The 26256-nt window shown below is 38.3% G+C and carries 27 protein-coding genes; 13 read left to right on the top strand and 14 right to left on the bottom strand.

Annotation, left to right across the window (positions count from 1 at the left end; translation table 11 throughout):
* Window positions 1-192: 192 nt before the first annotated feature.
* From AC52J8_RS13565 to AC52J8_RS13530, 8 genes are all read right to left on the bottom strand, one after another.
* Window positions 193-678 carry a hypothetical protein gene (locus AC52J8_RS13565; RefSeq protein ID WP_496538807.1) on the bottom strand — a complete coding sequence of 162 codons (486 nt, stop codon included), beginning with the start codon at window positions 676-678 and terminating at the stop codon, window positions 193-195.
* Window positions 679-731: 53 nt separating this feature from the next.
* Window positions 732-1397: a hypothetical protein gene (locus AC52J8_RS13560; RefSeq protein ID WP_496538806.1), complete on the bottom strand. Its 666-nt coding sequence runs from the start codon at window positions 1395-1397 to the stop codon at window positions 732-734.
* The gene (locus tag AC52J8_RS13555) at window positions 1397-1618 is read right to left on the bottom strand and encodes a hypothetical protein (protein ID WP_396232996.1); all 222 of its coding nucleotides are present in this window, start codon (window positions 1616-1618) and stop codon (window positions 1397-1399) included. The genes AC52J8_RS13560 and AC52J8_RS13555 overlap by 1 nt, the downstream gene beginning before the upstream one ends.
* Window positions 1619-1637: 19 nt before the next feature.
* Window positions 1638-2933, bottom strand: a complete 1296-nt coding sequence (locus AC52J8_RS13550) for a Y-family DNA polymerase (RefSeq protein ID WP_496538805.1) — start codon at window positions 2931-2933, stop codon at window positions 1638-1640.
* On the bottom strand, window positions 2930-3427 hold the full coding sequence (locus tag AC52J8_RS13545; RefSeq protein ID WP_304594540.1) for a LexA family protein: 498 nt from the start codon (window positions 3425-3427) through the stop codon (window positions 2930-2932). The genes AC52J8_RS13550 and AC52J8_RS13545 overlap by 4 nt, the downstream gene beginning before the upstream one ends.
* 141 nt (window positions 3428-3568) lie before the next feature.
* Window positions 3569-4096 carry a hypothetical protein gene (locus tag AC52J8_RS13540; RefSeq protein WP_496538804.1) on the bottom strand — a complete coding sequence of 176 codons (528 nt, stop codon included), beginning with the start codon at window positions 4094-4096 and terminating at the stop codon, window positions 3569-3571.
* A gap of 8 nt (window positions 4097-4104) precedes the next feature.
* On the bottom strand, window positions 4105-4962 hold the full coding sequence (locus AC52J8_RS13535) for a PIN-like domain-containing protein (RefSeq protein WP_496538803.1): 858 nt from the start codon (window positions 4960-4962) through the stop codon (window positions 4105-4107).
* A 74-nt stretch (window positions 4963-5036) separates the two neighbouring features.
* Window positions 5037-5660, bottom strand: coding sequence for an SOS response-associated peptidase (locus AC52J8_RS13530; RefSeq protein WP_496538802.1), 624 nt, complete (start codon window positions 5658-5660; stop codon window positions 5037-5039).
* Between the two features lie 524 nt (window positions 5661-6184).
* On the opposite strand from AC52J8_RS13530, the gene AC52J8_RS13525 reads away from it, so the two are divergent.
* Genes AC52J8_RS13525 through AC52J8_RS13515 form a run of 3 tightly spaced genes read left to right on the top strand, consistent with a single transcriptional unit; the run spans window position 6185 to window position 8415 of the window.
* Window positions 6185-6787: a hypothetical protein gene (locus AC52J8_RS13525; protein WP_496538801.1), complete on the top strand. Its 603-nt coding sequence runs from the start codon at window positions 6185-6187 to the stop codon at window positions 6785-6787.
* Window positions 6788-6799: 12 nt separating this feature from the next.
* Window positions 6800-7300 (top strand): ImmA/IrrE family metallo-endopeptidase, encoded by a 501-nt coding sequence (locus AC52J8_RS13520; RefSeq protein ID WP_208753182.1) that lies wholly within the window; start codon window positions 6800-6802, stop codon window positions 7298-7300.
* Window positions 7301-7308: 8 nt separating this feature from the next.
* Window positions 7309-8415 (top strand): beta family protein, encoded by a 1107-nt coding sequence (locus tag AC52J8_RS13515; protein ID WP_208753183.1) that lies wholly within the window; start codon window positions 7309-7311, stop codon window positions 8413-8415.
* Window positions 8416-8423: 8 nt separating this feature from the next.
* Here AC52J8_RS13515 and AC52J8_RS13510 read toward each other — a convergent pair whose 3' ends face one another.
* The 5 genes from AC52J8_RS13510 to AC52J8_RS13490 all read right to left on the bottom strand — a co-directional run bounded on the left by AC52J8_RS13510 (window position 8424) and on the right by AC52J8_RS13490 (window position 14195).
* Window positions 8424-9152, bottom strand: a complete 729-nt coding sequence (locus AC52J8_RS13510) for a sce7726 family protein (protein WP_208753184.1) — start codon at window positions 9150-9152, stop codon at window positions 8424-8426.
* 194 nt (window positions 9153-9346) lie between these two features.
* Window positions 9347-9631 (bottom strand): hypothetical protein, encoded by a 285-nt coding sequence (locus AC52J8_RS13505; RefSeq protein WP_208753185.1) that lies wholly within the window; start codon window positions 9629-9631, stop codon window positions 9347-9349.
* Window positions 9632-10267: 636 nt separating this feature from the next.
* On the bottom strand, window positions 10268-11614 hold the full coding sequence (locus AC52J8_RS13500; RefSeq protein WP_496538800.1) for an OprD family outer membrane porin: 1347 nt from the start codon (window positions 11612-11614) through the stop codon (window positions 10268-10270).
* Between the two features lie 78 nt (window positions 11615-11692).
* Window positions 11693-13078, bottom strand: coding sequence for an MFS transporter (locus AC52J8_RS13495; protein WP_032048034.1), 1386 nt, complete (start codon window positions 13076-13078; stop codon window positions 11693-11695).
* A 172-nt stretch (window positions 13079-13250) separates the two neighbouring features.
* A complete protein-coding gene (locus AC52J8_RS13490; protein WP_000050876.1) occupies window positions 13251-14195 on the bottom strand; it encodes a dihydrodipicolinate synthase family protein in 945 nt (314 codons plus the stop codon).
* Window positions 14196-14382: 187 nt separating this feature from the next.
* On the opposite strand from AC52J8_RS13490, the gene AC52J8_RS13485 reads away from it, so the two are divergent.
* From AC52J8_RS13485 to AC52J8_RS13445, 9 genes are all read left to right on the top strand, one after another.
* Window positions 14383-15273, top strand: coding sequence for a LysR family transcriptional regulator (locus AC52J8_RS13485; RefSeq protein ID WP_208753187.1), 891 nt, complete (start codon window positions 14383-14385; stop codon window positions 15271-15273).
* Between the two features lie 136 nt (window positions 15274-15409).
* Window positions 15410-15931, top strand: coding sequence for a sigma-70 family RNA polymerase sigma factor (locus AC52J8_RS13480; RefSeq protein WP_080758527.1), 522 nt, complete (start codon window positions 15410-15412; stop codon window positions 15929-15931).
* Window positions 15932-16948 carry a FecR family protein gene (locus tag AC52J8_RS13475; protein WP_208753188.1) on the top strand — a complete coding sequence of 339 codons (1017 nt, stop codon included), beginning with the start codon at window positions 15932-15934 and terminating at the stop codon, window positions 16946-16948.
* Window positions 16949-17087: 139 nt separating this feature from the next.
* A complete protein-coding gene (hphR, locus tag AC52J8_RS13470; protein WP_275548691.1) occupies window positions 17088-20261 on the top strand; it encodes a hemophilin receptor HphR in 3174 nt (1057 codons plus the stop codon).
* A 192-nt stretch (window positions 20262-20453) separates the two neighbouring features.
* Window positions 20454-21245 (top strand): Slam-dependent surface lipoprotein, encoded by a 792-nt coding sequence (locus AC52J8_RS13465; RefSeq protein WP_013198675.1) that lies wholly within the window; start codon window positions 20454-20456, stop codon window positions 21243-21245.
* A gap of 79 nt (window positions 21246-21324) precedes the next feature.
* Window positions 21325-22815, top strand: coding sequence for a hemophilin secretion modulator (gene hsmA, locus AC52J8_RS13460; RefSeq protein ID WP_430516342.1), 1491 nt, complete (start codon window positions 21325-21327; stop codon window positions 22813-22815).
* A gap of 10 nt (window positions 22816-22825) precedes the next feature.
* A complete protein-coding gene (locus AC52J8_RS13455; protein ID WP_208753189.1) occupies window positions 22826-23746 on the top strand; it encodes a TonB family protein in 921 nt (306 codons plus the stop codon).
* 32 nt (window positions 23747-23778) lie between these two features.
* Window positions 23779-24378, top strand: coding sequence for a biliverdin-producing heme oxygenase (locus AC52J8_RS13450; RefSeq protein ID WP_002062720.1), 600 nt, complete (start codon window positions 23779-23781; stop codon window positions 24376-24378).
* Window positions 24379-24405: 27 nt separating this feature from the next.
* A complete protein-coding gene (locus AC52J8_RS13445) occupies window positions 24406-24846 on the top strand; it encodes a YbaN family protein (RefSeq protein WP_496538799.1) in 441 nt (146 codons plus the stop codon).
* Window positions 24847-24848: 2 nt separating this feature from the next.
* Here the strand turns inward: AC52J8_RS13445 and AC52J8_RS13440 are convergent, their stop codons facing one another.
* Entirely contained in the window at window positions 24849-25124 is a 276-nt protein-coding gene (locus AC52J8_RS13440; protein ID WP_000061143.1) for a hypothetical protein, read from the bottom strand.
* 321 nt (window positions 25125-25445) lie between these two features.
* On the opposite strand from AC52J8_RS13440, the gene AC52J8_RS13435 reads away from it, so the two are divergent.
* Complete coding sequence (locus AC52J8_RS13435) at window positions 25446-26153, top strand: YoaK family protein (protein ID WP_014206013.1); 708 nt, start codon at window positions 25446-25448, stop codon at window positions 26151-26153.
* The last annotated feature ends 103 nt before the right edge of the window (window positions 26154-26256 follow it).

The raw sequence follows: 26256 nt of genomic DNA, 5'->3' as shown, positions 1-26256 counted from the left end.
TTTTATTGATAAAAGTTCTTCTCTCTGGAAAAAATCTACTCAATCAATCTCGGCTCAATGACCAAATACGACCTAGTTCATTACTGATACCCACTGTAAAATATTCTTTCTATTTTTTTGTTGACAGTCTTTAGGATGTATTGCTTATACAAAATATGAAAATTAGCACTAATGCTCTTTAAGGAGGGCCTATTATTCAATTTTTGTAATCTTTTTTCCTAAGGTAATCGCTTCATTAAGAATTGAATAGGTTTCTTTATAAGCTTCTATACTCGAGTAAGCAGGATTGTTTAGTAGGCCATTTGAATTTGTGTCGACTAAAACAGATTCTAACAAGGCATAAAACATAACAATTTCAGATGCTAAATCTGCATTAAGTGCACCAATTTTATCAATATTTGATTTATAGACGGGGAAAATATTTTGTTGTTGTTCAATTGAAGCGAGAACTGTACTACTTTCACCAGTTGTAAGTTCTTGTATGCATTCTTGAAGATATTCTGCATATTTACGCTTTTCTATTAACCTCAGTGTCGCCGCAATCTCGCTAATCATTGCTCTTTCGATTGTCTGAGCATGATTTTTACTATCATAACGTTTAAAGAAATACTGTGTAATAAAGCTAATTATTGCAGACAACAAAGCCACTGCTATAGCCGTAAAAATGGTAGAGTTCAATTGTAATATCCTAATATGACAAGATTTAATTTATTAGTGACTAGTGTTTAAATCTAGACACGAAGATCATTCAAAAGTTGGTTTATTTCATTTTTTTTTAATATTTGTATTAAATCTCTATATCCAACTAAGTTTGACTCCCATTCATTTAAGTCATGTCTTAAAGTAGTAGAGTCTAGTTCATAGTAGTTTATTGATACAAATTTGGAATGATAAAAAGACTGTCTTTCATCAAAATTAATATATTGATCCTTAACATGTAAATAAGTTCTAAGTTTAGAAATTAAGCTTAAAAAGTTGATATTTAATTCTGCTTTTTTATTCACCACATTTTGTATGTAAATTAAGCCATCATCTTTGCGTAACGCCTCATAGTCTAACTCGCACTCATAAGAGCCTATTAATATTTCTAGGTCTGAGATATAAGTTGCTAATTCAAGAGTGTTTTTTTCAAACTTAGAAAATTCATCATAAGCCTGTAAGGCTAAAGTGTTTGTAACTTGTTTATTATGTTGTTCCTTCCAGTCATTAAATAAATATGCAGCTACAAATGCTGCAAAAAAAGCAGCACATGCGCCAAGAATAGAACCAAAGGCAGATATAAAGTCAGCAGAGGTAATAAAAAAAATTTTTAAAGAATAATAAGTTAACAATGCTACCGCATATGCAACCATACCCCAAAGTAAAACGGAAAATAATATTACTTTCTTACTTTTCATTAATCACCCACTGTTCCTAGAACTGGAATCATCTGTGGCCCCGTCATGCGAGCCTTACTAATAATCTCGACAAGTTCATCATAAGTTAAATTAAAAGAATCTTCACTATCAAAAACATAGACCATATTTTTACCTTCATATTCAGGTGGTGTAGGGGGAACAAAACGCTTAGGAATAAGAGTTTGCGTTAATTGTTCATCTGTTAGTCTGGTAAAGTTCACTTTTACTTCCTTCAATAAATTATTTAACGATTGTTAGCTGATCCCACATAAATGGGTTTTTAGTGAGTTTATCTCTCGACATCGACCAAGTTCGACCAGGTATATAACAAGGACCAACACCGAGCTTTTTCTTTCCGAATTTTGTGTGCACGTTTTCTAGTGTTTTCATCAATTGTTCTTTCTTTTCTATTGCTTCAAAATCTGTGAGCAAGTCATATGTATGGCCAGCCTTAGGTTCTAAGCCTGTTAATATGACACCGCATTTTTTATACTTGATGCCTTCTTTAAAGATATCTGACACCATTTTAACTGCTGCTCTTACGAAATCAGTTGCACAATCTGTGGGTTCTGAAAATGCGCCCGTAATAGACTTATTATAAAATGGCGCACTTTCATCAAATGGGCTTGATTGAACAAATACAAGTAGACAACCACAAAGCGAATCTTCATCACGCAACCGTTTGCAAGCTTCTTGTGCATGCATGGCTATTGCTTCTTTCAAATCAGTGAGTTCAGTAACTTTTGTACCAAAGGAACAAGATTTTATTATTTGTTTTTTTGAAGGTGGGGTATCTTCAATTTCAATGCATGAGATGCCTTGCAACTCATTAATTGTACGAGCCATGACGATAGAAAACTGCCGCTGCATTTCACGTGCTTCAGTACAAGCTAGATCTAATACTGATTTAACTCCCATTGAATGCAACTTCTTTGCATGTTTACGACCAACTCCCCAAACCTCTGAAACATCAATCAATGAAAAATAGTATTCTTTATTGCATGGATCCATGGACACCAGATCACACACACTGTTAAAACCGGGATTCTTTTTAGCAATGTGATTAGCAATCTTAGATTCTGTTTTACTTCTGCCGATTCCGACACAGACAGGTAGGCCAAGCCATTTCCAAATTTGTTGGCGCATTTGCTGACCAACCTTTTCTAAGTCAAAGTTCTTTTCATAAGCAGAAAAATCAACAAAGCACTCATCAATCGAGTACGGCTCAACTTCTTCATCTGTTACGTATGAACCAAGGATCGTATGAAAACGTCTCGACATTTCTGCATACATTGCATAATTGCTTGAAAGTACAATTACGTTATGTTGCTGAACAATATCTTTGATCTGGAATAGGGGAACACCCATCTTTATGTTTAAAGATTTCGACTCATTGCTACGCGCCACGGCGCACCCATCATTATTGCTGAGAACAATCACAGGTTTGTTGTTTAAACTCGGGTCAAAGACTCTCTCACATGAAACGTACATGTTATTGACGTCAATCAAGAAAAAGACTTTGTTCTCATGTTTCATGAGTTTCTAATCATTTTAATGATGCAGGTGACAACTCCCCAGATAATTAGTTCTTGCCCTTCTTGTAGATAGATATTTTTATATTCTGGATTTTCTGCTTTTAACCATTGGCCTTTTTCATCGATCATTAGGCGCTTAACTGTAAAATCATTATCAATAAGAGCAACAACAATATCGCCATGCTTTGCGTCAAGACTACGATCGACGATCAATTCATCATCAATATCGATGCCTGCATTTAACATTGAAAGAGAAGCAACTTTGACAATGAAAGTTGCAGTTTCATTTTTTATTAAGTGCTCGTTCATATCGAGCGCTTTGTCTATATAGTCTTGTGCAGGAGAGGGGAAGCCAGCGGAAATTTTTTCAAGAGCGTAAGGGACAAGCAGGTGTGTTGATGGTACAACTTGCTTGATTAACAAGGCTTCAGATAAAACAGCGCCTTGTGTGAGGTACGGTTTTATCTGGATAATGGATGCTGCAATTTCGCTCATAGAATATCCCCTAACTTGAATTTGTAACATATTCAAGATGATATGCTAGAGCTTAGTTAAATTTCAAATTTAAAAAGTTGTGGATAAATAATGACTAGTCACAATTTGTCGCACATTATTGTGCATTTGGTCGGAAATTCATCATCTAGCATTAGTATCTATGTCAATTAGTAAGTTGATGATCCGTATAAGCCTTTGAAGTAACTCTAAAAATCCCTCTAATTTAGATTTATTAGATGGGTTATTAATAAGTTCAATTACTCCATTACACTTAAGAACATACTCTTTAATTTCTTCGTACTTCTTATCGAAAAAAGGAAAATTGGGTAATTTTATATTTTCCAAATTGATAATTTCTAACTTATTTAAATTCTCAATTTTTAAATTTAAATCACTTAAATCTTTAAGTAATAAAGGATCAAATGAAAGATTAAGATTAGGATGATTTTGAATAATATTTTTAATTTCTTTTTTTAATATATTATTTATATCTGAATTTGCACTAAAAGAATCTTCCATATCTTGATAAGTTTCATTAACTGAAAGTGAATTTTTAATGTCATTAACAGAATCTGGATTAATTTTTAAATTTAATGAGTTATTTGTGTGCTTTAAAAAGTCATTTATATTATAGATATAAAATTTTTCAACAGATGATTCCTTGAACATCTCTTGCTTTAATTCTGGTCTAGCACCAAGAATTTTTTTCCATTAAGATTTTCAACTATTCGCCAATCCTCTTTAATATCTTCACTGATAAAAACAATATTTTTGATATTCGGGTCTTTTGCATAATCTATGATTTGTTTAAATATTATTAAATCCCCAAATTTTGATTTATAAGTTAATCCATTGAAAGAAAAAACATCATTATCTTTTGCTATTCCATCTTTGTATCCAGGCGGAGTCATATTTTTATATCGTTTCTCACCTTCTTTAAATACTTCTTCTAATAGAACTTGAGTATTATAAATATTTTCACCTAAGCTATTATTTTTAAAAATATTATCAAATTCGTCTCTAATATAGTCTTTCGAGTTAAGATAAATTTTATCTTGATCTATATCAGCTATTAATTTTTTGATATTCTCAATTTCCTCTTTTAGTAAATTTCTAACATCATCAATTTCAGATGAGATATTCGCAATAATACTCTCTACTTTACTGTGAATATTAGGATGTTTGCTTTTAGTAGAGAATTTACTTTTAAATGTTTTAAAAACAGTATCATCAAATGATATTGACTCAAGAAAATCATCAGTTTCTTTTTGCATATCTTGAATATAAATTCTATGATTTTTTATAACTTTTAATCTATTTCTTTGGAACTCAAGTGCCACGTGGTGTGGTATCCATAATCTAGGATTCAAAAATTTCAAAATATTTAAAAAGTCTTCTCTAGTTTCTTTTTGAAATGAATATAGGCTTAATAAGACATTAGTATCTAAAACGAATCGGGTATTAGGACTTTCCCAAATAGATTTTAAATATTCTTCATCATGATTTTCATAAAAAGAGATAAAAGCGTCTTTCATAAGTAATAAATTTTAGTAAATTTTAGTAAAAGAATTTATATGAAGTTTTATTAAAAAACAACAGGAAAAGGGTACTATCTCTTTCTTATAAAACTTGATGTATTAAATTCCCCAACTGGTATTTCAAAGAAAAATTGGTCAGCATCTTCTTTTTTACAGTTTAGCCAATCTTCCCTATATTCATCAGGAATAACAATTATTGACCTTTTCTCATCTTCTGGTTTGTGAAATTGAGACATAAAAGGGTGATTATCTGCATTGATAGTCAACATCGACATAGATCTAACTTGCTGCCCATTGATCACAGTTGAATCATAGATTGCAGCTACCGTAAAAGGTAAGCCGTCTTCACGGTATATTCCCCAGCGTTCGGCTTTACCATTCACATATCGTGGTTCATAGATCTTTTCTACAGGTATTAATGCGAACTGGCTTTTAGCCCAGGCATGTCGGAAGCTCGGCTTTTTATCTACCGTCTCAGTTCTAGCGTTATACGTATACTTTGAGAATTTAAGGTCATGGTTCCATGGTGGAATCATACCGAACTTTACTTGTCGCCATTCTATATGGCCATCTTTAGAAAATATAAGAGGGCAGTCGTAACCCGGATAAACATCAGCCTTATAGTCGAAAGTAGGTTCGAAGAGATCTAGTAGGTGTACCCGGTCTTTACTAATAGGCTCATAGTTTGCACACATAAACTTTCCCCCTTTTTTTCTCCATCTTAGTATTTTTTATGATCAATGGCTATTTTGAAACTTAAGTAAAGTCATTTGAGAGTAGTTTAAAATGATTTATATTAGCTCCTGAGTTCAACTCCTATAGTCTAGTTGAACATAAAAAAGACTGTTGTTAATCATACTTAATCAAAATTAAATGTTATACATGAGTTATACAAGCATGTTATACGTAAAAAAACTACATATAGAATCAATAATTTAAGATATCTGTTCAACTCCCGCCATCTCCACCAAAATTCGTGAAAAGCCCTGAAACGTAAGTTTCGGGGTTTTTTATTGGGGTAAATAATAAAAATATTAGAAATGAGAAAATATAAATATTTTGTCTAAAAGAAAGAAAAATTTTTCTATTTTGTGTTAACAATCTAAATAAGTATAAAAATATTAAAATTTAAAATTATACTTTTTGCTTATAGTATTGGAAAATTGTGTAATTATTATATAATTAAGTAGAACTTAAATTAATCAAAATCTTTATAACTATGAAAAGTAAAATTTATATTTTTCTCATTTTATTTTTTTCGTCTTTAACTAATAGTTATGCTGACGAGGCGAAGCTACCTCTAAGTAATACTCCGAGTTCTAATCATGGGCTTTACTCAGTTGAGAAAAATAAATTAGAAAATTTAAACAAGGAAGAATTACTATCAATTATTTTAAAACAAGATAAGTCTATTGATGATATAAATAAAAAGTATGAAAGTTTAAAACTGGAATTGGCAAATCAGAAAGAGACTAATAGCAATCTTGAGTTTCCCGTTTGGATAAGTATTGTTTTGGGATGTGTAGCTGTATTGGTTACTGTTTTAGGGGTAATTGTAGCCATTTTAAGTATATTTGGATATCAAAAAATTAAGGATAGCGCTACTAAAATCGCAGAAGAAAAGACTTTGGAAACCGCTACTACTGTGGCTAAAGATGTAGTTAATGATCAATTACAAGGTATTGCCTCAACAGAAGTGGCTAGATTAATTGCAGAAGGTGAGTTACGCGAAGAGTTAGAGAGAGCAGTTGATATGATTCTGAGAAGAAATAGAGATACTCAGAATGCAACAGGTTTTAATAAATATCCAGAATTAGATTAGAGTATCTATAATATGAATATTTCACCAGAATGGACTAAAATTGGTACACAGAACCAAAATATTATACAAAAATATCAAAGTGATCTACCAATAAAGTTGGGAGGTTTGGCATCTGAATTAGGGCTTATTGTTAAGAAAGCAACACTACCAGCCAATATTTCAGGAGAGATTAAAGAAGTAAATGGACAAGTTATTATTCGAATCAATCGACATGATGCAAACTCAAGACAAAGATATACGCTTGCACATGAAATAGCACATTTTTTACTTCATAAACATTTACTTAAAGAGGGAATTGCAGATGATGTATTGTATAGATCAGCCCTTTCAAACGAAATAGAAGCTGAAGCGAATAGATTAGCCGCAGATATTGTAATGCCTTTAAATGCAGTTAGAGATTTATGGAAAAAGTTTAGTTCAGATGCCCCTAACAAAGAAATAACATATGAAAGAATTGCAGAAGAGTTAGGAGTTTCAGTTATTGCATTGAAGATTAGACTAGAGAAAATATAAGGTTAAATATGTTTTTTGATACATTTAGTTATATTCCTATTTTAGGTTTAAAACCTGCTGATATGGCTGCCTTAGAAGAGTTACCAGAGAAAGATAAAGATCTTTTATTACCTTTATTGCCATTAAAAAGATGGACAACTGCTGCATCCTTAGATAAAGCTTGTAATAGAATTGAAAAGGCATTTGGTGTAAGAAAAATACTAATTGATATTGATAAAGAATTTTTATTGGAATGTAAAAGTAAGGATACTCCAATTGCGAAAGAGTTTTGTAGTTTAGGGGATTCAACAAATGGATATGAAAATTGGATCAATCTATTTAAAAGAAAAACTAACTATTTGCCAGTTCTACAATTGGAAGATTTAACAGAGTTCATTACACAGGTTAAAGGATTTATAGAGTTAAATTTACCTATTGTTCTAAGAATAGAAATGAAGGGTAAAGATAAAGTAGAAACTGAGAATTTTAAGTTTATTATTAGAAATATTCTTCCTTTATCTAAAGAAATAAATAACCTCTTAATTCTTCTTGACTATACTGATTATGATAGAACTGATTTACTTAATTACTCTGAATCGGCAACTCTTATTAGAGGGCTAGGTAAATATTTTCCAGATGCTAAATTTTCTATTTCTGGTACATCTTTTCCTTATTCATTTGCGGGTAGCTATAAGGGGGAGATCCCTATATACGAAAGATTAATTTATAATAAAATCCAAAATTATCTTGAAGATATGAAGATAATTTATTCAGATAGAGCTAGTACACGTGCGAATAGTATTGATGGTGGAGGAGGGACGCCTTTACCTAGGATAGATTATCCACTAAAAAATGATTGGCGATTTGTTCGTAAAGAGTTCACGACTGATGATGAGAACGAAAAAGATCACTTATATCAAGAAGCCGCTATTGAAGTAGTAAATAGTGATTACTGGGATGAAAACTTACATTTATGGGGTACTCAGATGATTGAGAGAACTGCCCTTAGAGATCCTTATGGTATTAATTCACCTCAAAAAGCAACTTCTGCTCGTATAAATATTCATCTCTATAATCAATTACACTATATGGATAATTTTAGTGATTTAGATACAGATGAGGAGTGGGTGGATTAAGTTGTAGTTTATAAAAGAGTAAGTTCTCTTTCATTCTCTAACTCTTCTAATGCATTCAGTAGATCATTTATATTTTTTGCTGAATTATTGGTAATTTTATTATTTCGATTTATCCGCAAAAGGTTTAAATCTTCTAAACTTGCATAGTTAGCCTTATTAATTTCTTGAAAAAATAAGTCTGTTGTTGGTTGATATCTTTTTTTGAGATATTTAATTGAATATTCTCTTAATTTATTAGCTGGCAAATAAATTAAACCCTTTTCTAAAGTTTTTCTTCTTTTACTTTGGAAAACCAATTTTTCATAACGTGCAATTTGTAATAATTCTGTGCCGTTCAGATATTCTAAGAATCTTAATTTATCCGTAATTTTCTTTACTTTCCCACGCCTTACAATGATAATTTTTTCATTGCGTATTTCCCAAATGGCAACATTAGGAGGTGTTAGGAGTAAAATTTTAGAAATATGCTTTGAAGCAGCTACTACTGTAACTTTATCAAAATATTCTAAATATTTAATAATTTGCCCTTCAAGTCGGCTAAGATTATCTGCCTCACTCTTAATTTCAAATGCGTGTAATTTTTGAGATTTAATAAGAGCTAAGTCGACACGTCGACTATAATTTCCAATAATAAATTCATTAATGATAGTATCGTCTTTGTCTAATAAATTGTTATTTATCAGGTGGTTGAATATTAATGACTTAATATCACCCTCTAAATATCTTTCTTTAGCCATAACTTTAAAATCAAAATTGAGAAATTCATAATGTATAAAATATCATTATTTGAGCATAAAATCTCTTTCGTACAATAACAAAAATTTAGAAATTACTCCCAAGGCCCCCATGCCACAACAGAACTTTAATTTTTTGCGCTGATTTAAAGTCATCCACCATTGCGGCACAGAGATAAGGGAGCTAAGCTAAACGCTTAGCCCATGTCTTCTTTATCGCACCGCCGCATTACGCTAAAAAAAGTAGGGGCAAAGTCCTGTGGGAGAGCAGGACTTTGCAAACTGACATGTTCTAGACGTTGCATAAGCTTATGCGAATACACTTGTTCAAGCCGTTGGTAAATACAGTCGCAACTGGCTTGGGTGTGCCCACCAGACAGACAAATTTCTTCAAAATTCTGCTGAGTGTGAAGGTCACAACCCGAAACGCTGTAATCGCCGATCACTAGGCCTAAAACCAAAATAGTTTTATAAAATTTCATATTATTCTCGTAATGATTGGGGATATATCAATGAGAAAAAATAAACCGCTATATTTTAAGTTTTAAAATCATTTTTAGAGGCAATAGTTAACCTGCCTATAAAAGCAATAAAATAAAATAACTTAAATTTTAAAATAAAAAGAATTTATAGATTTAAAAATTTAGATAATAGAAAACCCAAATTTTAAATAAATAAAAAGTTTATAAGGGAGAGGGGATTAATCTAAAAAAGGTCATGGTTAACTCCTGAAAATTTATGGAGCTCTACCACCAAAAATCACCGTCAATTGATTATGGTGGTAGAACGAAAGGGGGTTAGCAGACTGGGATCCAAGGAACCAGCACGCGCGAGCGCGTCCCCCTCCCGTCCTACCGCAAAGAAAAGGGACGCAAGGGTCTAACGACTTATAGTTGAACTATAACCCGCCATGGATCTACGGTCTGCTAAAACCGACTGGCAATGTAGGCCAGCGAGACCATAATAATCATAAGTTTTTAACAGGTCAATTCAATTTAAATAAAATATTATAAAAATTTTAAATATAAATTTATATTTTAATTAAACTCAAAAGTTAATATATTTAAAGCCGTAAATTAATAAAAATAATAAAGCTAAACTAAACGTTTAGCTTGCTCTTAAAATGTATAACGGTAATTAATAAATACACGGTGCTGGTCCCAATCTTTCCGAGACATGCCATTTATTTTTTCACCTAGGTTTGCATTTTCAAACTTTGACTCATAATGTAAAAATGAATAACGCACATCTAAGTTTTTCACCCACGGCAAGGCATAACTCACCGTAAAGTCAAAGTAGCGCTCTTTACCCTCAATATCACTGCTAATGTTACTTTGGTGCGCACCAAAGCCATAAATATACTTCGCCTCGGTTTTTAAACCTTTCACATAGTCTTTCCAGTTATATTTCAAGCGAAGGGCAACAGCGGTTTCATCGTTATTGGTAAAGTCAGGGCCAATGGTCGCAGAGGTCGGAAACGGATTGGTGCCGTGGTCTTGCGTTAAAACCGAGTTACGGGCGGAGTGCACGGCAAAGTTATCTTCAATCCAAAAACCATCAAACTTTGAAACAGCAATGCCGCCTTCAATATTATTCTTAGCCACATTTACATCGACAAAATAACCATTCCCGCGGTTGTTAATGTCTTGGCCTTTGACACAGTCCAGCTCGGTTTCGGCACCACATTTAAACAGCTTGCCATCATCACGCGAGAAAAAAGCACCTGTGTTAAATGTCCACACCAAGCCATGAAAGGGCAATTTATATTGAGCAATCGCCCCGTACTTTTTTAAATAATCTTTGCTATTTAAATACTCGCCATTCAAGCTCCAGTTTTTGTACTGATACTTGGCACCAAGTAAACCGACATAATCAATTCGCTCGTTATTTTCAGTCACCAGTTTTTCAAAAGAGTCCATGCTGCGCGGTTTCCAGCGGTCATAGTAGGCTATGTAAGTCTGTAGCTGATCATTAAGTTGAAACTGACCACTCGCACCTGAAAAAGTATCGGGTACTGCGCGGTTATTGGTGCTTTTAAGCAACAGCGAGTCTTGCAACTGGCGACCTAATTTAATTTCACCTTTGTCGCCGATTTTTGCTTTGATATAGAGCTGCCCTAAAGTTGCAAAGTTTTGGTCAAGCTTGCCGTTATTTTCGACCTCTAAAAGCTGAGCGCTAGGCTTGCCAGAGTCAAATAACTTGGTGACTGCATAGAGTGAGCCATCTACCCTAAGCCAGTCCCATATGTAGGGTGACTGATAATTTAACTCAAGCCCTAAAGCACTTTGTTCATATTCACTCGACAAAGGCGAAGGGTTAGCGAGCGTGGGGTGGGCAGTGCCTTCATCGTTCCAGTAACGGGTGTTGAGTTTTAATTCTAACTTGCCAAATTCTTGAGGAAGCTCTGCATAAGCATTGCTCACACTGCCTAAGCCAATACAGCCCCATAGCAAATATTTATTCATTTTAAATTCCTTTTTTAAGCATGAATAAGCCCTTTGCCTAACGCTGAGGTTAGGCAAGCTTTTTATGAAATGGATGAATTAAGGAGAGAGTTTTTCGAGCACTTGGCCTTTGGTTTCAATGGCAAACAAGAAGGTCACAAGCCCACCAATGAGCGCCACAACTGCCAGCACACTAAACACATATTGAATGCCGTAGCCACCAACAACGAGGCCGACCATAACAGGCCCAATTGCAGAGCCAGCACGTAACCAAGCGGTACTAAAACCAATGCCCATTGCACGTAGGCGAGTAGGGTAAAGTTCGGCAGCGTAAAGGTATAAAGAGAATGAAATGGTTTGCAAAATGGCATAGCTGAGCGTTGCTAAAATTACAACTTCCATCGCCGATTTTGCGCCTAAAACCGAGAGGCTCATGAGTGGAATAATTGCCAAGAAAAACGCTGCACTGTACCAAGGACGGCGGCCGACTTTATCAATCATTAACGCACAGATAATAGAGGCAATCACACCCACGCCCGAAGTAATCCAGCCATAACCTAAACTGGTTTGCAGCGACAGACCAAAGTGTTGTTTGTAGAGAGATGGCAGCCAAGTCACCATGGCATTGTTCACCATATACACACAAAACCACATGCCCCACAGGGTAAAGGTACGTTTGCGGTAGATGCCACGGAACAGCTCACGCCAGTCGGTTTTTGCCATGCCTTGCGGATTAATTTCTTTAACCACAGGTTCAGCCAAAGTTTTACCGCTTTTGATGGCACCGTCTTCAAAGCTTTTAACCACTTGATCGGCTTCTTTAAAGCGGCCTTTGGAAGCAAGCCAGCGTGGTGACTCAGGCAAGAAAAACCGTAAAGGAATCACCAGTAAAGATGGAACTAGGCCCACAATAAACATGACTTTCCAGCCGTAAATTGGCATCAGGAAAAATGCAGCCATGCCTGCAAACATAAGACCGAGTGGGAACAAAACTTCATAGAGCAAGAAAAACTTACCGCGCTTTTCTGCACCAATAAACTCATTAATATAGGCACTCGCAACAGGCACTTCACCACCTGTGCCAACACCTTGTAAGAAACGGAAAATTAACAGCGACATTCCGCTCCATGCAAACAGACAGGAAATGTCCATTGCTACAAACAGTAAAATGGTAAAAGACAGCACTTTTAAACGACCGACTTTTTCGGCAAGTGAGCCAAAAAAGATCGCACCGACCAGTTGCCCGACATAGCCCGCGGCAATGATCGCGCCGACATAGGCAGGCGTCAGGTGCCATTCGGTAATGAGTTGGGGTAAAGCAAAGGCAATCGCAAGAACAGTATAAGCGTCAAAAAAGGTCGCTATACCAATGGTAATACGCATAAATTGCAATCGACCAGTGACGGGTAGCCGTTCGAGTCTTGCAATAATTTCCGCATTTTTTTGATGATGACTAATTTGTTCTACATCCGCTAGATTTGTCATCTTCTATCTCCTTATTACTACATTCCTCGTAGTTTTTTTGTTCTATTTCGCACTACCTGTTCACCACAGTTTGCATGCTTTTTATTATTGTTTTTAAGAGACATGCCCGATGTTTGGCCTCAGGCAGCGTACAGGAAAAAAAGGCTAGCGTACATGCTAGCCCGAATAGAATTTAAGCAACGGCTTGGGTTAAATCGACCTTGCCAATTCCGGCTTGACGCATCGCATCATGAATTTCTTGCTCAGCACCATCTGCCAGTGGAAGCAGTGGCGAACGCACAGTGGCATGGTCCAAAATTCCGCGAGCAACCAGTGCATGTTTAAGCGCGACCGTACCTTCCATGTGTGATCCGCGGTGATAAACATTGCGAGTCACTGGTAATAATTGGTCGTGAATCGCACGTGCTTTTGCATAATCTTTGGCTTTACCTGCTTTAATCATTTCAATTAAAAGTTCAGGGGCAATGTTGCCGTAGCCAACCAATGCGCCGTCTACATCAAACATGGTGTGAAGCAAATATTCATCGTGGCACGTCAACACCTGTAAGTCTGGGCGTTCACGGCGAATAATTGGAATTTCAACATCCCAACGGCGCATGTTACGCACACCATTTTTCATGGCAAAAACACCTGGCTGTGCAGAAATATCGAGTAGAGTGTCTAGGTCGTAAGTGGCCTTCGTTGCATCTGGATATTGGAATAAAATAGATGGCAAACCACTTTCTTCATAAATCGCTTTATAGCGGTCTTGTGGCGCGCCTTTTTGATAGCCAAAACGCAACCAGCCATGTGAAGGGTAAATCAAACCTGCCGAAGCACCTGCGCTAACCGCACGTTTTGCTTCTTCTGCTGCAACCGAAGTACCTTCGAGTGTAATCCCTGCGATTACCGGAATTTTGTCATCTACCGATTTAACAAAGCTTTCGATGACCTGCATTTGTTCTTTTTGCGACAAGAATGTTCCTTCACCTGCATGCCCAAGAACAACCAAGCCTTTCACACCATCAATACTGCCTAACCATGAACCTAAACGTTGAATTGCATTATGGTCTACTTGTCCGTCACGGGTAAAAGGAGTCACAGGTGCTGGGGTTAATCCACGTAAATCTAAACTCATAATCGTACTTCCTATACAGTGTAATTAAATATTCTCTGGTTCTTAATCTGACTTAAATCGTGTTGTAGAGAACATGAATGGAGTATAGAAATAGGTGAGCTATGTAGGAATTACCAATTCTTGAATTTCAGTTATACTGAAAATGTATGGCTCAAAATGCTGCCTATTTACGATTTAGGAAGAATCGATGAATTATGAATTATGGAAAATATTTTTAGACGCGGTGGAACTCGGTAGCTTAAGCAAAGTCGCGATGCTGCATAACACCAACCAACCGCAAATCAGTCGGCAAATGAACGAGCTTGAAGCGCAATGTGGTGGTCGTTTGTTTAACCGAACCGGACGCGGCGTCGAACTCACCGATTTAGGTCAGCATTTACTTCCTAAAATTCGTTCATGGCTAAACGTGACCGACCAACTCAATAATGAAATTTTGCACTCGACCGATACCCCGATCGGGACGGTTCGTATTGCCAGTTTGCCGTCTACAGCACATCCATTGTTATCGACTCTGTATAAAGTGCTTCAAGAGAAATATCCCTTAATTAAACTGTCGGTACGTGAAGGTCAAGGCGTGCATTTAGAAAAATGGCTGGAAGATGGCAGCGTTGATTTAGCTATTCTCTATCGGTTTAACCCGACACCTAAACAAGGCGATGTTTATCTTAGCCAAGCCGATACTTACTTGGTGGGCTGTGAAGGAGATGCACTCACTCAGGCCAATGAAGTCGACTTTAAAGAAGTAAGTCAGTTACCACTGGTCACGTTTTGCAGGCCAAGTAACTGGCGTAATTTTTTAGACCACATGGCTTATGAAAATGGGGTAGAGCTAAATATTGTGTTTGAAGCTGACTCGATTAGTTTGCAAACCCATTTAGTTTCCGAGTCTCGCATGTATACCATGCTGGGGCCGCAAGCTTTAAAAAAAGCCAGCCAATACACCTCAATTCAAGCCGCAAAAATTATTAATCCCGCGCTCAAGCGTTATATTTCTTTGTCTATTTCTAAGCACGGCTATTTAACACCTGCGTGTAAGGCGGTAATGGAAGAAATTAGAAATCTTGCCGATTTGCTTTAAGAAAAGTGCAGCAAAGCGAGCGGGCAATTAATTCAATTTATTAAACAGTGATTTAAGTTTTACTTGAATTATTGCTTGACTTGTTTAAATGATAATTATTATCATTTGTGGGTTCCTTGTTTTGAGTCCAATTGCTGTGAACAAAACTTCTTTGCTTGTAGATCAGTTATATAGAAGTCACCAAAGCTGGCTTCACCAATGGTTGAGACAAAAATTAGGTAATACTGATCAGGCCGCAGATCTGGTTCAGGACACATTTATTAAACTGCTACAAACCCGAGACGAGCTATTCGGCATTAAGGAACCGCGTGCTTATTTAACCTCGATTGCTAAAAACCTGCTGATTGACCAAGTGCGCCGTAAACGCATTGAACAGGCCTATTTAGATGGCTTGAGTCAAATGGAATATATGCTTGATGCAGTGGCTTCACCCGAAGACCAAATGCAAATTATTCAAGCAATTAACCAGCTTTGCAAAGCACTCGAAGGGGTTTCTGAAAAAGCACAACAAGCTTTTATTTTGCATTACCTTGAAGGCTATACCCATAAAGAAATTGCTGAGCGTTTAAGTGTGTCGACCAAAATGATTCAAAAATATTTGGCGAGCTGTTTAATTCAGTGCTACCAAAACCGACAAGACATGGACGCTTGCATTTAAATGGCCGTGGATAAAAACAAACATCACCAACTGGTTGAAGAAGCCGCACATTGGATTGTTCAACTGAGCTCGGATGATGAAAGCTCACGAAAAACCGCCAAACAAAAATTTGAAGAGTGGAAAAACAACAGTGAGCAACATCGCCAAGTGGCTGCCGATATTGAACAGTGCATTGGGTCAATTCAAAAACTTTCCCAAACCAGCGGACATAAAAAAGTTACCAAGGTTGCCCTTAAAGCTGGCCTAAGCTCAGGCAAAGCCTATAAACATTTGCGCGCAGGAACAGCGTTTGCAGTCGTATTTGTTGCCATGAGTGGGGCATTATTTTATTTAACTGACACCACAGTGGCCTATGTGACTGCCGATATTCAAGGGCAATCGGGGCAGTGGACCACGCAAACCTTACCAGATGGTTCACGTTTAATTTTACGTGGTAAAAGCGCAGTTAATGTTGATTTTAAAACTAACCAGCGAGTGGTTGAGTTGGTGCAGGGGCAAATTTATGTTGATGTTGCCAAAGATAAGACTAGACCGTTTTTGGTCAAAACCAGTCATGGGAAAATTCAGGCACTCGGCACAGCTTTTAGTGTCGGTTATGATCCTTCGGCAACTGAACTCAAAATGTTGCACTCAAAGGTAAAAGTAGAGGCCACACAGGTTAAAACGACCCAATTGCATGCGACTCGACAAGCCATTGTTGAAGCAGGGCAAGCCATTAAAATGGACAAGAATGGTGTACAAAAACTGCCTGCACTGAATGTTTATAACGAACAACAAAAATGGCAAAAGCATCAGCTTATGGTAGAAAACCTGCCGCTGAATCAAGTGCTACAAGAGCTAGACCGCAACTACAAAGGCAAAATTATTTTTAATGATGCGGCACTGCAACATGTGCGGGTCAATGCTGTGTTGCCTTTAGACCAAACCACAGAGTCGCTTAAGCTTTTGGCTACGGTTTTTCCAGATCTGAAAATTAAGCAAATCACGCCGTTTGTGGTCATGGTTTCTTTAAAATAATAAAAAATTAAATTTATTTTCAATTTTAGGTTCCACTTTTTTGAGAGTCGTTCGTCATAGTAAGTAGAAGCAATGAATATGGATCATTTTAATTAGTTTTATTGAATGATTCTTATTACGATTTACTGGGGCGGGGCAAATGAAAAAAGCGGGAACAGGGCAAAAGCGGAATCGATCGATTTTTCGATTCTCAACACTGGCGTTTGCCATACATGCTGTGTCGATGGCTGGGCTTGTTGTGCTTCCTATGCAGCAGGCCTATGCAGAAACAGCCGGAGTCAAAAGCTATAACATTCCCGCCGGCCGTCTTGCTAACGTACTGAATCAGTTTGCCGAACAATCAGGCACTTCAATTGCAATGGATGCCCAACAACTCCAAGGGCTACATAGCCTAGGCTTAAAAGGTAACTTTGCAGTCGAACAAGGTTTTGAGCAGCTTTTAAAAGCAACCGAATTTAATGCTGTAAAAGTTGGGCAGGGCTACACACTCACCAAAAAATCTATGCCGCGAGTCACTCCCGCTAAGGTCCAGGCCGCTAGTCTGCCGCCAAGTAGTGCTGTAATTGAAGAAGATGCGTCGGTACGACTTACGCCAATTGTGGTGTACGGCAAAGAAGACCGTGACACAGAAGGCTATAACAAAGTTTATGACGCAAACCGTTCTTCGGTCTATGCGGGCAAAGACTATGTCGAACGCTTTAAAGGAACCAACCCAGCCGATGTTTTACAAGGTATGGTGGGAGTCTATAGCGGTGATGCCCGTAACAGTGGCGCACTCGACCCAAGTGTACGTGGTGTGCAGGGTGTTGGTCGTGTGCCTTTAACCATTGATGGCACCGAACAGTCAATTGCCGTATGGCGTGGCTACAACGGGGTAAATAACAGAAACTATATCGACCCCAATCTCATTGCGGGCATTGAAGTCATTAAAGGCCCATCTTTAGAGCGCAATACCACAACTTCTGTAGGTGGTGGTGTAGTGGTTAAAACGCTAGAGGCCGATGACATTGTTCGTCCGGGTAAGTCTTTTGGTGCCGAGTTAAAAGTAGAAGGCTCAACTAACTCAATCGATCCATCTTTGCCAGATATGAGTAAAGTGAGCCAAAACTACGATGACACAACGCCTTGGATCGACATGAATGGGTCAAAGTATGACCCCGATATTTATAAAAAGAATCGGACCAGAAGTGATAACTCTCATTTTTCGGGCGACGACTTGGCGGGCCGACTGGCAATTGCCACCAAGCAAGATAAATTTGATTTATTGGCTGTTTATGCAGTACGTGAGCGCGGCAACTATTTTTCTGGCACACATGGCGCGGGCTACTATAAACGAGCAACGCCAGACAGCAGCCTCGATTTTATTCCTTACTTTGCCTATGCCTATCAACCGGGCGATGAAGTTCCTAACACTTCAAGTCATATGGAGTCGTGGTTGTTAAAAGGGACCTATCGCCCAACCGATCACCAGACTCTTAAATTGACTTACCGAGATACCAAAAATATTTTTGGTGAAATTATGCCATCTCGGATTGTGTGGGGCATTACGCCTGACTTGGGGGTTCCGCAGTGGCCTTTAAGCAATATTCATTCTAAAGCCTATAGTCTCGAATATAAGTTTAAGCCTGAGAATAATCGCTGGATTGATTTCTATGCCAACATCTGGCAAACCGACACTGAAAGCCAGACCTATACACGTGGTGGGTGGCCAACCACAATCGATTTTCGAGATAACACCATTATTAACACGGCGATAAGCCATTCTGACAATACGCGTAAAGGCATTACGGTCAGCAATAAAACCCGTTTGTTAGACCAGCTTGATTTGACGCTCGGTGGAAGTTTCTTAAAAGAAAAGCTGACGTCTGACGATATATATGGCGAATTTGGCCCTAGTTATTCGCTCTATCAGGCGCTGCCACGAGCAGGGCGCCGTGAGGAAAAAACGTTCGACTTTAATTTTAATTATCGACCCGTGTCTTGGTTAAGTTTTGATGCGGGCATGCGTTATCGTTCGTATTGGGCTGTTGATGACTTTTTAAATAAGTCTTTGCAGAGCGAAATTGACCCGAGTTTAAATCCGCTGTTTACCAAAAAAAGTAGGCTCAAAGAATATACCTTTGAATATCAGACCATGCCTGAGAGTTACACCTCGACTCAGCAGCGGTTAATCAATGTTTTAAAACAGCGCTATGCCACAAAAAATCCTGATTGGGATGGGCAGCTCGACACTGTGCCTGCATCAGAGAGCACGTTGTATAACATGATCTGGTCACAGAAAAATACGCTGAGCTGGAAAGCAGATGCAAATGGGCAATTGTCGCTTGCCGATAACCCTTTAAAGCAGCTCAATGCCTCTGGCCAAAAGTACGTCGTAACTGGCGGTAACTTTATGTCGGTGGTAGACCAAGTTCCGGTTGAGTCTACCGACAAAGTTAAAGATAGTGGCTGGGCACCGCAATTAGGCACCTCAATTCACCTTACGCCAAACAGCAGAATTTACGCACGCTATGCAGAGGAATATCGCTTACCAAGTTTGTTTGAAAGCACTGTCGGTTTTTCTGCCATGTTGCCATATCAAACAATCAAACCTGAACACGCTTTTAACTACGAAGTGGGTTATGTCTATGACATGCGTGATTGGTTCAGCACAGCGCGCAATGCTGACATTAAGCTCGCCTATTACTACAACAAAACCAAAAATGTGATTGAGCGTGACCAGAACCTTATTTTTACCAATATGGATGAGCAAAAATTATCAGGTCTAGAGTTACAAAGCCGTTTTGATAATGGTGGTTTCTTCACAGACTTGAGCGTGGCTTATAACTTAAAAAATGAAGTGTGTGACACCAATAGTGCCATTAACAAAATGATTTTAGGCGGTACGGTTCAAACAGAGCAGGGCCTTGAGTTCCGCGAACCGTATCAGCGCTGCGTCGATGACGGTTTCCCAAATGGCTACTTGGTGACTATGGCCACTCCTGAACTGAGTTTCCACGGTTTGCTTGGCGCACGCTTTTTTGATGAAAAGTTAGAACTCGGTGCACGTGCAACATTTTATAAAGCTTATGAAAGCCCACTACGCAAAAACAATGATGCTAGCGTCAATAAAGGTTATTACCTCAATGTGCCTTTGGCTTGGGATGACACGTGGATTTTTGATGCCTATGCGCGTTATCAGGTGGATAACTACAACACGGTTGAATTTGTCGGCAGTAATCTTTCTAACCAGTTTTATATCGATCCTTTAACTCGTAGTGCCATGGCCGCACCCGGCCGAACGATGAAAATTAGCTGGACCACTAAATTTTAAACAGAATTTGATTCCCTCTACACATACATAAAAGGGGAGTCAGGTAACGGTAAATAATAAGGTTGAATGATTATTATTTACAAAAAGATCGAGTAGGTTTGCAGCTGGGCCTACTCAATAAACTAAAAATAGCGAAATCGTTATTTTAAATTAAACAATAACTTAGTTTTAAAAAAGATGGAGTAACAACAAATGAAAATCTCTCAATTGTTCTTGGGTCTCGTTGCTTGTTCAACTGCATTTGCTTATGCAGGAATTGATGGTATTTCGAGTAATGAAAGTAACATCAAAATCGGTGCTGCTGCCAATGCAAACCATCCGGGTGGTGTAGCAGCGGTGTCGGTTCAAGCTGCCGGTGCACCATATAACGCTTTTACAGGTTTTAGTTCGTTAAAAGGTTTGGCTCAGGCTTTTGCTGCGCAGGGAACGAGTAATACCAATGTAACGGTTGGCAGCAAAACCTTTAATATTTCGCATATTCCAGTGTCTGCAATGCCACCTTCACACAGTGCGTTAGGTAATTTTAACTTTGGTCAGGTGGGTACACAGGAAGTCTATTTTGGTGAATGGTGGAAAGCGGGCGACACACCGGCAAGCGCGAGCCATACCGTTTACTACGCGGGTGATAACACCAATACCACTGTTCCAACCGCGGGTACTGCAACATATACCGTTGCAGGGATTAATGGTTCTGGAAGCAATCTGTTAAGTGGTACGTTCACGGCAAATTATGGCGCGGGTACACTTGAAGGAACGCTTACCGGAACAGGTACGGCTGTTTCATCATTAAGCCTAGATGGTGTGGCATTTAACCCGGGTACTGCTGCGTTTGCAGGTTTGGCAACGGCTAACGGTACGGCTGGTGTCGACAACTCTGGTGTGGTGCAAGGTCAATTCTTTGGTGCAAATGCTTCGGCTTTAGCGGGTATTGCCCAGTTTGATAACGTGTCTTACAACACTGCTTTTGGCGGTGCTAAAAATTAATGAATGCAAAAGGAATCTACATACGTAGGTTCCTTTTATTTTTTGGGCTTTTGCTTGGTTGCTTCAGGTTTATTGTTTTATGAAACGAACGCTTTTGTGCTGTCTGACATTGTTGAGTTGTCCATTTTTATATGCCGACGAAGACACACAGCTTCGTCTCAATCAAAGCTTGGACCAAACACTTTTACAAGAACAGCGCCAGTTTCATGAGCAGGGAACCATTCGTAGTACCGAGCAATTACCTAAACTTCAAATTAATGGACAAGAATATAGTGTTGAGCAAAACCCGAATGATCTTGCCAAGGCGTTATATTTGGCAGTCATGCAAAAACAGTGGCTCAAAGCCACGGTTTATTTAGAACATTATAAGAAATATGTTGGCTACGATCGGGCTTTAACCGACTTTGCCGAAGGGGCAGTTGCACGTTCTCAGGGGCAACTGAAATTGGCTGAACAAAAATTTCAAAGCAGCCTAAAACAACAACCTCATAATTTAATTTGTGAACTTGAGTTAGCGCGCGTGCTGTTTGAACAACAGAAAAATAAGGAAGCAGCACGCCTTTTTATTTCCATTCAAGACAAACTGAAACAAAGTGATCCTGCGGTAATCCCGTCTGGTGTTTTAACCACAGTAAATACTTTTGTTCAGGCATTAAAAAAACGAGACTCTTGGCAAGGCTCGGTTTCAGCGGGTTACACCTATGTTAGTAATTTAAATAGTGCATCTAAACAGACTAAAACTTGGATGTTTTATCAGACAGATGAGGACGGTAATGTTACTGGGGGGCAGGAAGTTACTAGTAAAAAGCAAAAAGCTGAGTCGGCAACGGGGTTAGATTACGAAGCCAGTCTGATTAAACGCTATGCGATTAAGGGGCATCATGGCGTGGCTTTACGTGCGCTGGCGTTTGGACAGTCCTATAACGACCACGCGGCATTTAATGAATCTACCATTAACATTAATGCAGGCTACAGCTACTTTGACTTAAAAAATCAAATTGGGGTGAGTCCGCTTTTTGAACATAAACGTTATGGCAATGATGGTCTTTATAATGCGTGGGGCGCGCGTGCCGAATGGATGCATTTTATCTCGGCAGATAAAGCCTTTAAGCTTGAAGCTGAAAGAAAAGATTTTAATTATCAGAAATATAAAAACTTTGATGGTATAGAAAATTCAGCTTTTGCCACTTTCTGGAAGATTTTTCCAGACCAGTGGACTGTTTTTGGTGGTCTAGATGTGCTCGACCATTCTGCAAAAGAAAAATATGTAGCTGCCTATGAACAGCAAGGTGCGCGGTTAGGTGTAACCAAAAATTGGAGTACTGGTTTTAACACTACGTTATTGAGTTCTTACCGTTGGCGTCAGTTTGATAAATACGCTGTAAGTTACTTAGCTCGTCGTCATGATTTCGAACAGAACTATACCTTTGTTGTGCAAATGCCTCGCTTTGAGTTTTATGGCATGACGCCTAATTTAACCTATCGCTATAACCATAATAAAAGCAATGTTGATTGGCTGTATTCCTATGATAAACACAACATTAGTCTCAAGCTTGAGTATCGTTTTTAGGGAATAAGTCATGAAATCAAAATCTTTATTCCCTACACATAAGCCGATGGTTATGTTGCCTTTACCACAAGCGTCGAAGCACTTTTATAAGTGTTTAACCGTAGTGGTGGTGATTGGACTGCATGTGTTCGCTGTCTGGATGCTGAGTCATTTAATTGAACCTTATACTTTTAAAGCAACACCCAAAGTAGATGCCTTAAAAGTAAGTTTTGTGTCATTGGCACCCGCTAAAAAGCCGTCGGCTGAAAAGACTGAAAGCCAACCTAAAAACAGTGTAACGCCTCAATCTACTTTAAACAGTTCGGTATCTCATGCGCCCGATCAGCCAAAAAACTCGCCTACAAATGTTCAAACATTAGCGTCAAAAACTGCTTCTAAAGAGGCTGTGCAAAATAATTTAAATGACAAACAGCAAGTACAATCAAAAACGACTTTAAATAATTCAACTTCACTCCAACCAGCGCAGCGTACAGAAAGGCTGGTGACTCATACCGATAAAAAACTGAGTTCGACAGACCTTGAACAAACGCAAACTGAGCAGTTGACACAAAACGCCAATAGTGAAACTAAAAGTGGTGGGGTCAAAACACCCGCAATGCAGCAAGAATATTCCAAAGCCCCTAGCACTCAAGTTGAACACGATGACGTTGTTCAGGTGAGTAGCGTGGATGTGCTGAGTTTTGGTGGGCTTGACTATGATGACCGTGAGTTAAAACAACAAAATCGTTTGGTTGAGCTTCGTATTCGGATTAATGAAAAAGGGCAGCCAATCAACATTCAATTACGTCAAAGTTCGGGCATTCAAAGCCTTGATGAACGGGTCATACAAGCTGTACGTAAATCTAGATTTAAACCCCACAAAATTAACGGTCGAGCCGTGGCCATTGTTGTGGATTTTCCAGTCCAACTCAAACTCAATCGGGGCCGCTAACCGATGAGTAATATCTATTTTGCAGGAGAAAGATGATGAATTCATCTACAGAACAAATCATTAGCAACAGTTTGTCTTTACGTTTGAAACAAGAAACTGCTGCTGAACACGAACGTATGCATCAATTAATGTCAGAGGCAAAGGTGTTTTCAAGTAAAGAAAAATACGCGCAATTTACTTTGTCTCAATATTACTTTCAGCGTGAAATTGAACATCTTTTTGAAAAAGAGGGTGTAGCTGGACTGATTCCGGACTTAGACATTCGTGGCCGCTCAAAACAAGCACTTGCCGATTTAAATGATTTAGGTATTCAACCCAACGGGCAGCAATTACAGAGTGAAAACGTACAGCTACCCGAAGCTTTAGGCTGGATTTATGTGTCTGAAGGTTCAACTTTAGGGGCCGCATTTTTATTTAAAGAAGCTCAAAAGCATTTGGGTTTTTCTGAAACGTTTGCTGCACGTAATTTAGCGGCATATCCCGAAGGGCGCGCGAAAGTCTGGAAACGTTTTGTACAAGCACTGGATGAAGCAGGCTTTGACCAAACCCAGCAAGACCGAGTCGTTCAAGGAGCTTTAGATGCCTTTGGATATTTTGGTCAAGCGCTTGATCAGCTTGATGAATTGAAATAGTAAAAGTGGATAAAGGGAATACCCGATATGGACAAACTCAATCAAGTAAATGTAATCGTAAAACATGAGCAGTCGTTAGCGCCTGCTCAACCAGTCAGTAAGCTTGCCCGTTCTATGTGGGCGCGTTGGGTGTTTATTGGTTTGGCTTGGCTGTGTATTGCACTTGGTATATTGGGTATTTTCATTCCGGGTTTACCCACCGTCGACTTTATAATTTTGGCGGTTTTCTTTGCTGCTCGTGGTTCTGAAAAACTTCATCAATGGTTTCGAAATCATCGCTATGTCGGCCCACTCATTCATGAGTGGCAAGAACATCGGCGTATTCCCAAAAAGGCAAAATACATCTCGACGTTGAGTATGAGTCTGGCTGCGGGACTGATGATTTGGACCATTCCGCATCCGTGGTTTGTCTATCCGGCAATTTTATGTATGGCTGGGGTATTGGCGTGGATGTTGCTTAAAAAATAAAATTATGACTGGCATTTTTGCATGGTACGCATCATGGATTTTACAAAATCACGCGGTATTTCAGGACTTTGTAAACTCAAACTTCCAAGTTTATGCATGAGCTTAGGGGAGTATTGGCGTTCTAAACGATGATAAATGCATGTACAGCTTGCACGGCTATGACCAGCCGCAATACATTTTAGATAGAAATCACGATGAGGACTGTTTTTTTGACCCGCGAAGGCAACAGATACAAATAATAATCCCCCTAAAAAAACTGAAAAATTATAAAGTGACATATATCTACTCGTGATTGTTGTTATTGATTATCCATATTTTGGCATAACTTTTTCAGGTCCAAAACCAGTTGATGTCAACTAGCGGCTTCATCATAGTTAGAACAGTTTTGGAGGTCAAATTGATTTAAGGAGGAGAACAGTTTAGTGTTTTAAAAATAGTCAATTTTGATTGTTGCCATTTTAAAGACAGTGTTACGACATTACGCACCCTATTTTTTTACATGATTTTTTGCTTTCATAAACGCTTTAGTATTATTCATTTTTAAATCATTTATATACAACTTGCTTACTTTAAAGTTTTAATTTAACAGGATATTTTTTATGACAGATACCCCAATTAAAAAAGACACAGAAAGTACCTGGGCAATATGTCGCGATCCTGTTTTACTCACTATGGTGGGTGGGGCAATTGATACTATTGGTTTTATTGCATTGTTTGGTTTTTTCACCGCGCATGTGACGGGAAACTTAGTGTTGGCAGGGGCAGCATGGGTTAAAGGTGGCTCGGGTTTATGGATTAAGCTCGCAGCAATCCCACTATTTATTTTGACTGTTGTCATTACCAAACTGTTGATTGACCGCAGTCAGGTCAAGCACAAGACGCTGTCTTATTTATTTTTATTTGAAGCTATTTTTCTATGTGCCTTTATGGTGGCAGGGCTTTACTTCGAGCCATTTAAAGATCCGGATGCATTAACAGTTGCAGTAACGGGTGGGCTAGGTTTAATTGCTTTGGCTATTCGTAATACTTCAAGCAAAACCCTTATTAAAAATATTAGCCCAAGCACCATGATGACAGGCAACACTACCCAGCTCGGAATTGATATTGCCAACTTACTTAAAAACAATAACGCAGCCAATCGGGCCAGTTTTCTAAAAAGTGCCAGTATTGTAATTGGTTTTGTGATTGGTGCTTTCTTAGGAGCGATCCTCTATGTCTATTTTGATTTCTGGAGTGTAGCGCCGTTTATCTTACCAATTTTGTATTTTTCATATTTAGCTTCACAGCAAAAGTTCAACCAAGCTTGATTTGAAAAAATAACAAATTAGCCTGAATTAAAATGAGTTCAGGCTTTTTTTCGTAATAAAGGAAAACGGAAGCGGACTCGAAATTGTTCGTTCAGTGCTTTAC

Source organism: Acinetobacter sp. S-1, from assembly GCF_059579785.1.
The sequence above is the reverse complement of the archived record's forward strand: the minus strand, read 5'-3'. Positions and strand labels throughout refer to the sequence as shown.

What these genes read in the sequence shown, in the direction of transcription:
- AC52J8_RS13475 (WP_208753188.1), top strand. Translation starts at nt 15,932, where the DNA reads ATGGCCGTGGATAAAAACAAACATCACCAACTGGTTGAAGAAGCCGCA.
- AC52J8_RS13505 (WP_208753185.1), bottom strand. Translation starts at nt 9,631, where the DNA reads ATGAAATTTTATAAAACTATTTTGGTTTTAGGCCTAGTGATCGGCGAT.
- AC52J8_RS13455 (WP_208753189.1), top strand. Translation starts at nt 22,826, where the DNA reads ATGAAATCAAAATCTTTATTCCCTACACATAAGCCGATGGTTATGTTG.
- AC52J8_RS13520 (WP_208753182.1), top strand. Translation starts at nt 6,800, where the DNA reads ATGAATATTTCACCAGAATGGACTAAAATTGGTACACAGAACCAAAAT.
- AC52J8_RS13545 (WP_304594540.1), bottom strand. Translation starts at nt 3,427, where the DNA reads ATGAGCGAAATTGCAGCATCCATTATCCAGATAAAACCGTACCTCACA.
- AC52J8_RS13465 (WP_013198675.1), top strand. Translation starts at nt 20,454, where the DNA reads ATGAAAATCTCTCAATTGTTCTTGGGTCTCGTTGCTTGTTCAACTGCA.
- AC52J8_RS13515 (WP_208753183.1), top strand. Translation starts at nt 7,309, where the DNA reads ATGTTTTTTGATACATTTAGTTATATTCCTATTTTAGGTTTAAAACCT.
- AC52J8_RS13530 (WP_496538802.1), bottom strand. Translation starts at nt 5,660, where the DNA reads ATGTGTGCAAACTATGAGCCTATTAGTAAAGACCGGGTACACCTACTA.
- AC52J8_RS13445 (WP_496538799.1), top strand. Translation starts at nt 24,406, where the DNA reads ATGGACAAACTCAATCAAGTAAATGTAATCGTAAAACATGAGCAGTCG.
- hsmA (WP_430516342.1), top strand. Translation starts at nt 21,325, where the DNA reads ATGAAACGAACGCTTTTGTGCTGTCTGACATTGTTGAGTTGTCCATTT.
- AC52J8_RS13540 (WP_496538804.1), bottom strand. Translation starts at nt 4,096, where the DNA reads ATGTTCAAGGAATCATCTGTTGAAAAATTTTATATCTATAATATAAAT.
- AC52J8_RS13535 (WP_496538803.1), bottom strand. Translation starts at nt 4,962, where the DNA reads ATGAAAGACGCTTTTATCTCTTTTTATGAAAATCATGATGAAGAATAT.
- AC52J8_RS13450 (WP_002062720.1), top strand. Translation starts at nt 23,779, where the DNA reads ATGATGAATTCATCTACAGAACAAATCATTAGCAACAGTTTGTCTTTA.
- AC52J8_RS13495 (WP_032048034.1), bottom strand. Translation starts at nt 13,078, where the DNA reads ATGACAAATCTAGCGGATGTAGAACAAATTAGTCATCATCAAAAAAAT.
- AC52J8_RS13440 (WP_000061143.1), bottom strand. Translation starts at nt 25,124, where the DNA reads ATGTCACTTTATAATTTTTCAGTTTTTTTAGGGGGATTATTATTTGTA.
- AC52J8_RS13510 (WP_208753184.1), bottom strand. Translation starts at nt 9,152, where the DNA reads ATGGCTAAAGAAAGATATTTAGAGGGTGATATTAAGTCATTAATATTC.
- hphR (WP_275548691.1), top strand. Translation starts at nt 17,088, where the DNA reads ATGAAAAAAGCGGGAACAGGGCAAAAGCGGAATCGATCGATTTTTCGA.
- AC52J8_RS13550 (WP_496538805.1), bottom strand. Translation starts at nt 2,933, where the DNA reads ATGAAACATGAGAACAAAGTCTTTTTCTTGATTGACGTCAATAACATG.
- AC52J8_RS13500 (WP_496538800.1), bottom strand. Translation starts at nt 11,614, where the DNA reads ATGAATAAATATTTGCTATGGGGCTGTATTGGCTTAGGCAGTGTGAGC.
- AC52J8_RS13560 (WP_496538806.1), bottom strand. Translation starts at nt 1,397, where the DNA reads ATGAAAAGTAAGAAAGTAATATTATTTTCCGTTTTACTTTGGGGTATG.
- AC52J8_RS13490 (WP_000050876.1), bottom strand. Translation starts at nt 14,195, where the DNA reads ATGAGTTTAGATTTACGTGGATTAACCCCAGCACCTGTGACTCCTTTT.
- AC52J8_RS13525 (WP_496538801.1), top strand. Translation starts at nt 6,185, where the DNA reads ATGAAAAGTAAAATTTATATTTTTCTCATTTTATTTTTTTCGTCTTTA.
- AC52J8_RS13485 (WP_208753187.1), top strand. Translation starts at nt 14,383, where the DNA reads ATGAATTATGAATTATGGAAAATATTTTTAGACGCGGTGGAACTCGGT.
- AC52J8_RS13435 (WP_014206013.1), top strand. Translation starts at nt 25,446, where the DNA reads ATGACAGATACCCCAATTAAAAAAGACACAGAAAGTACCTGGGCAATA.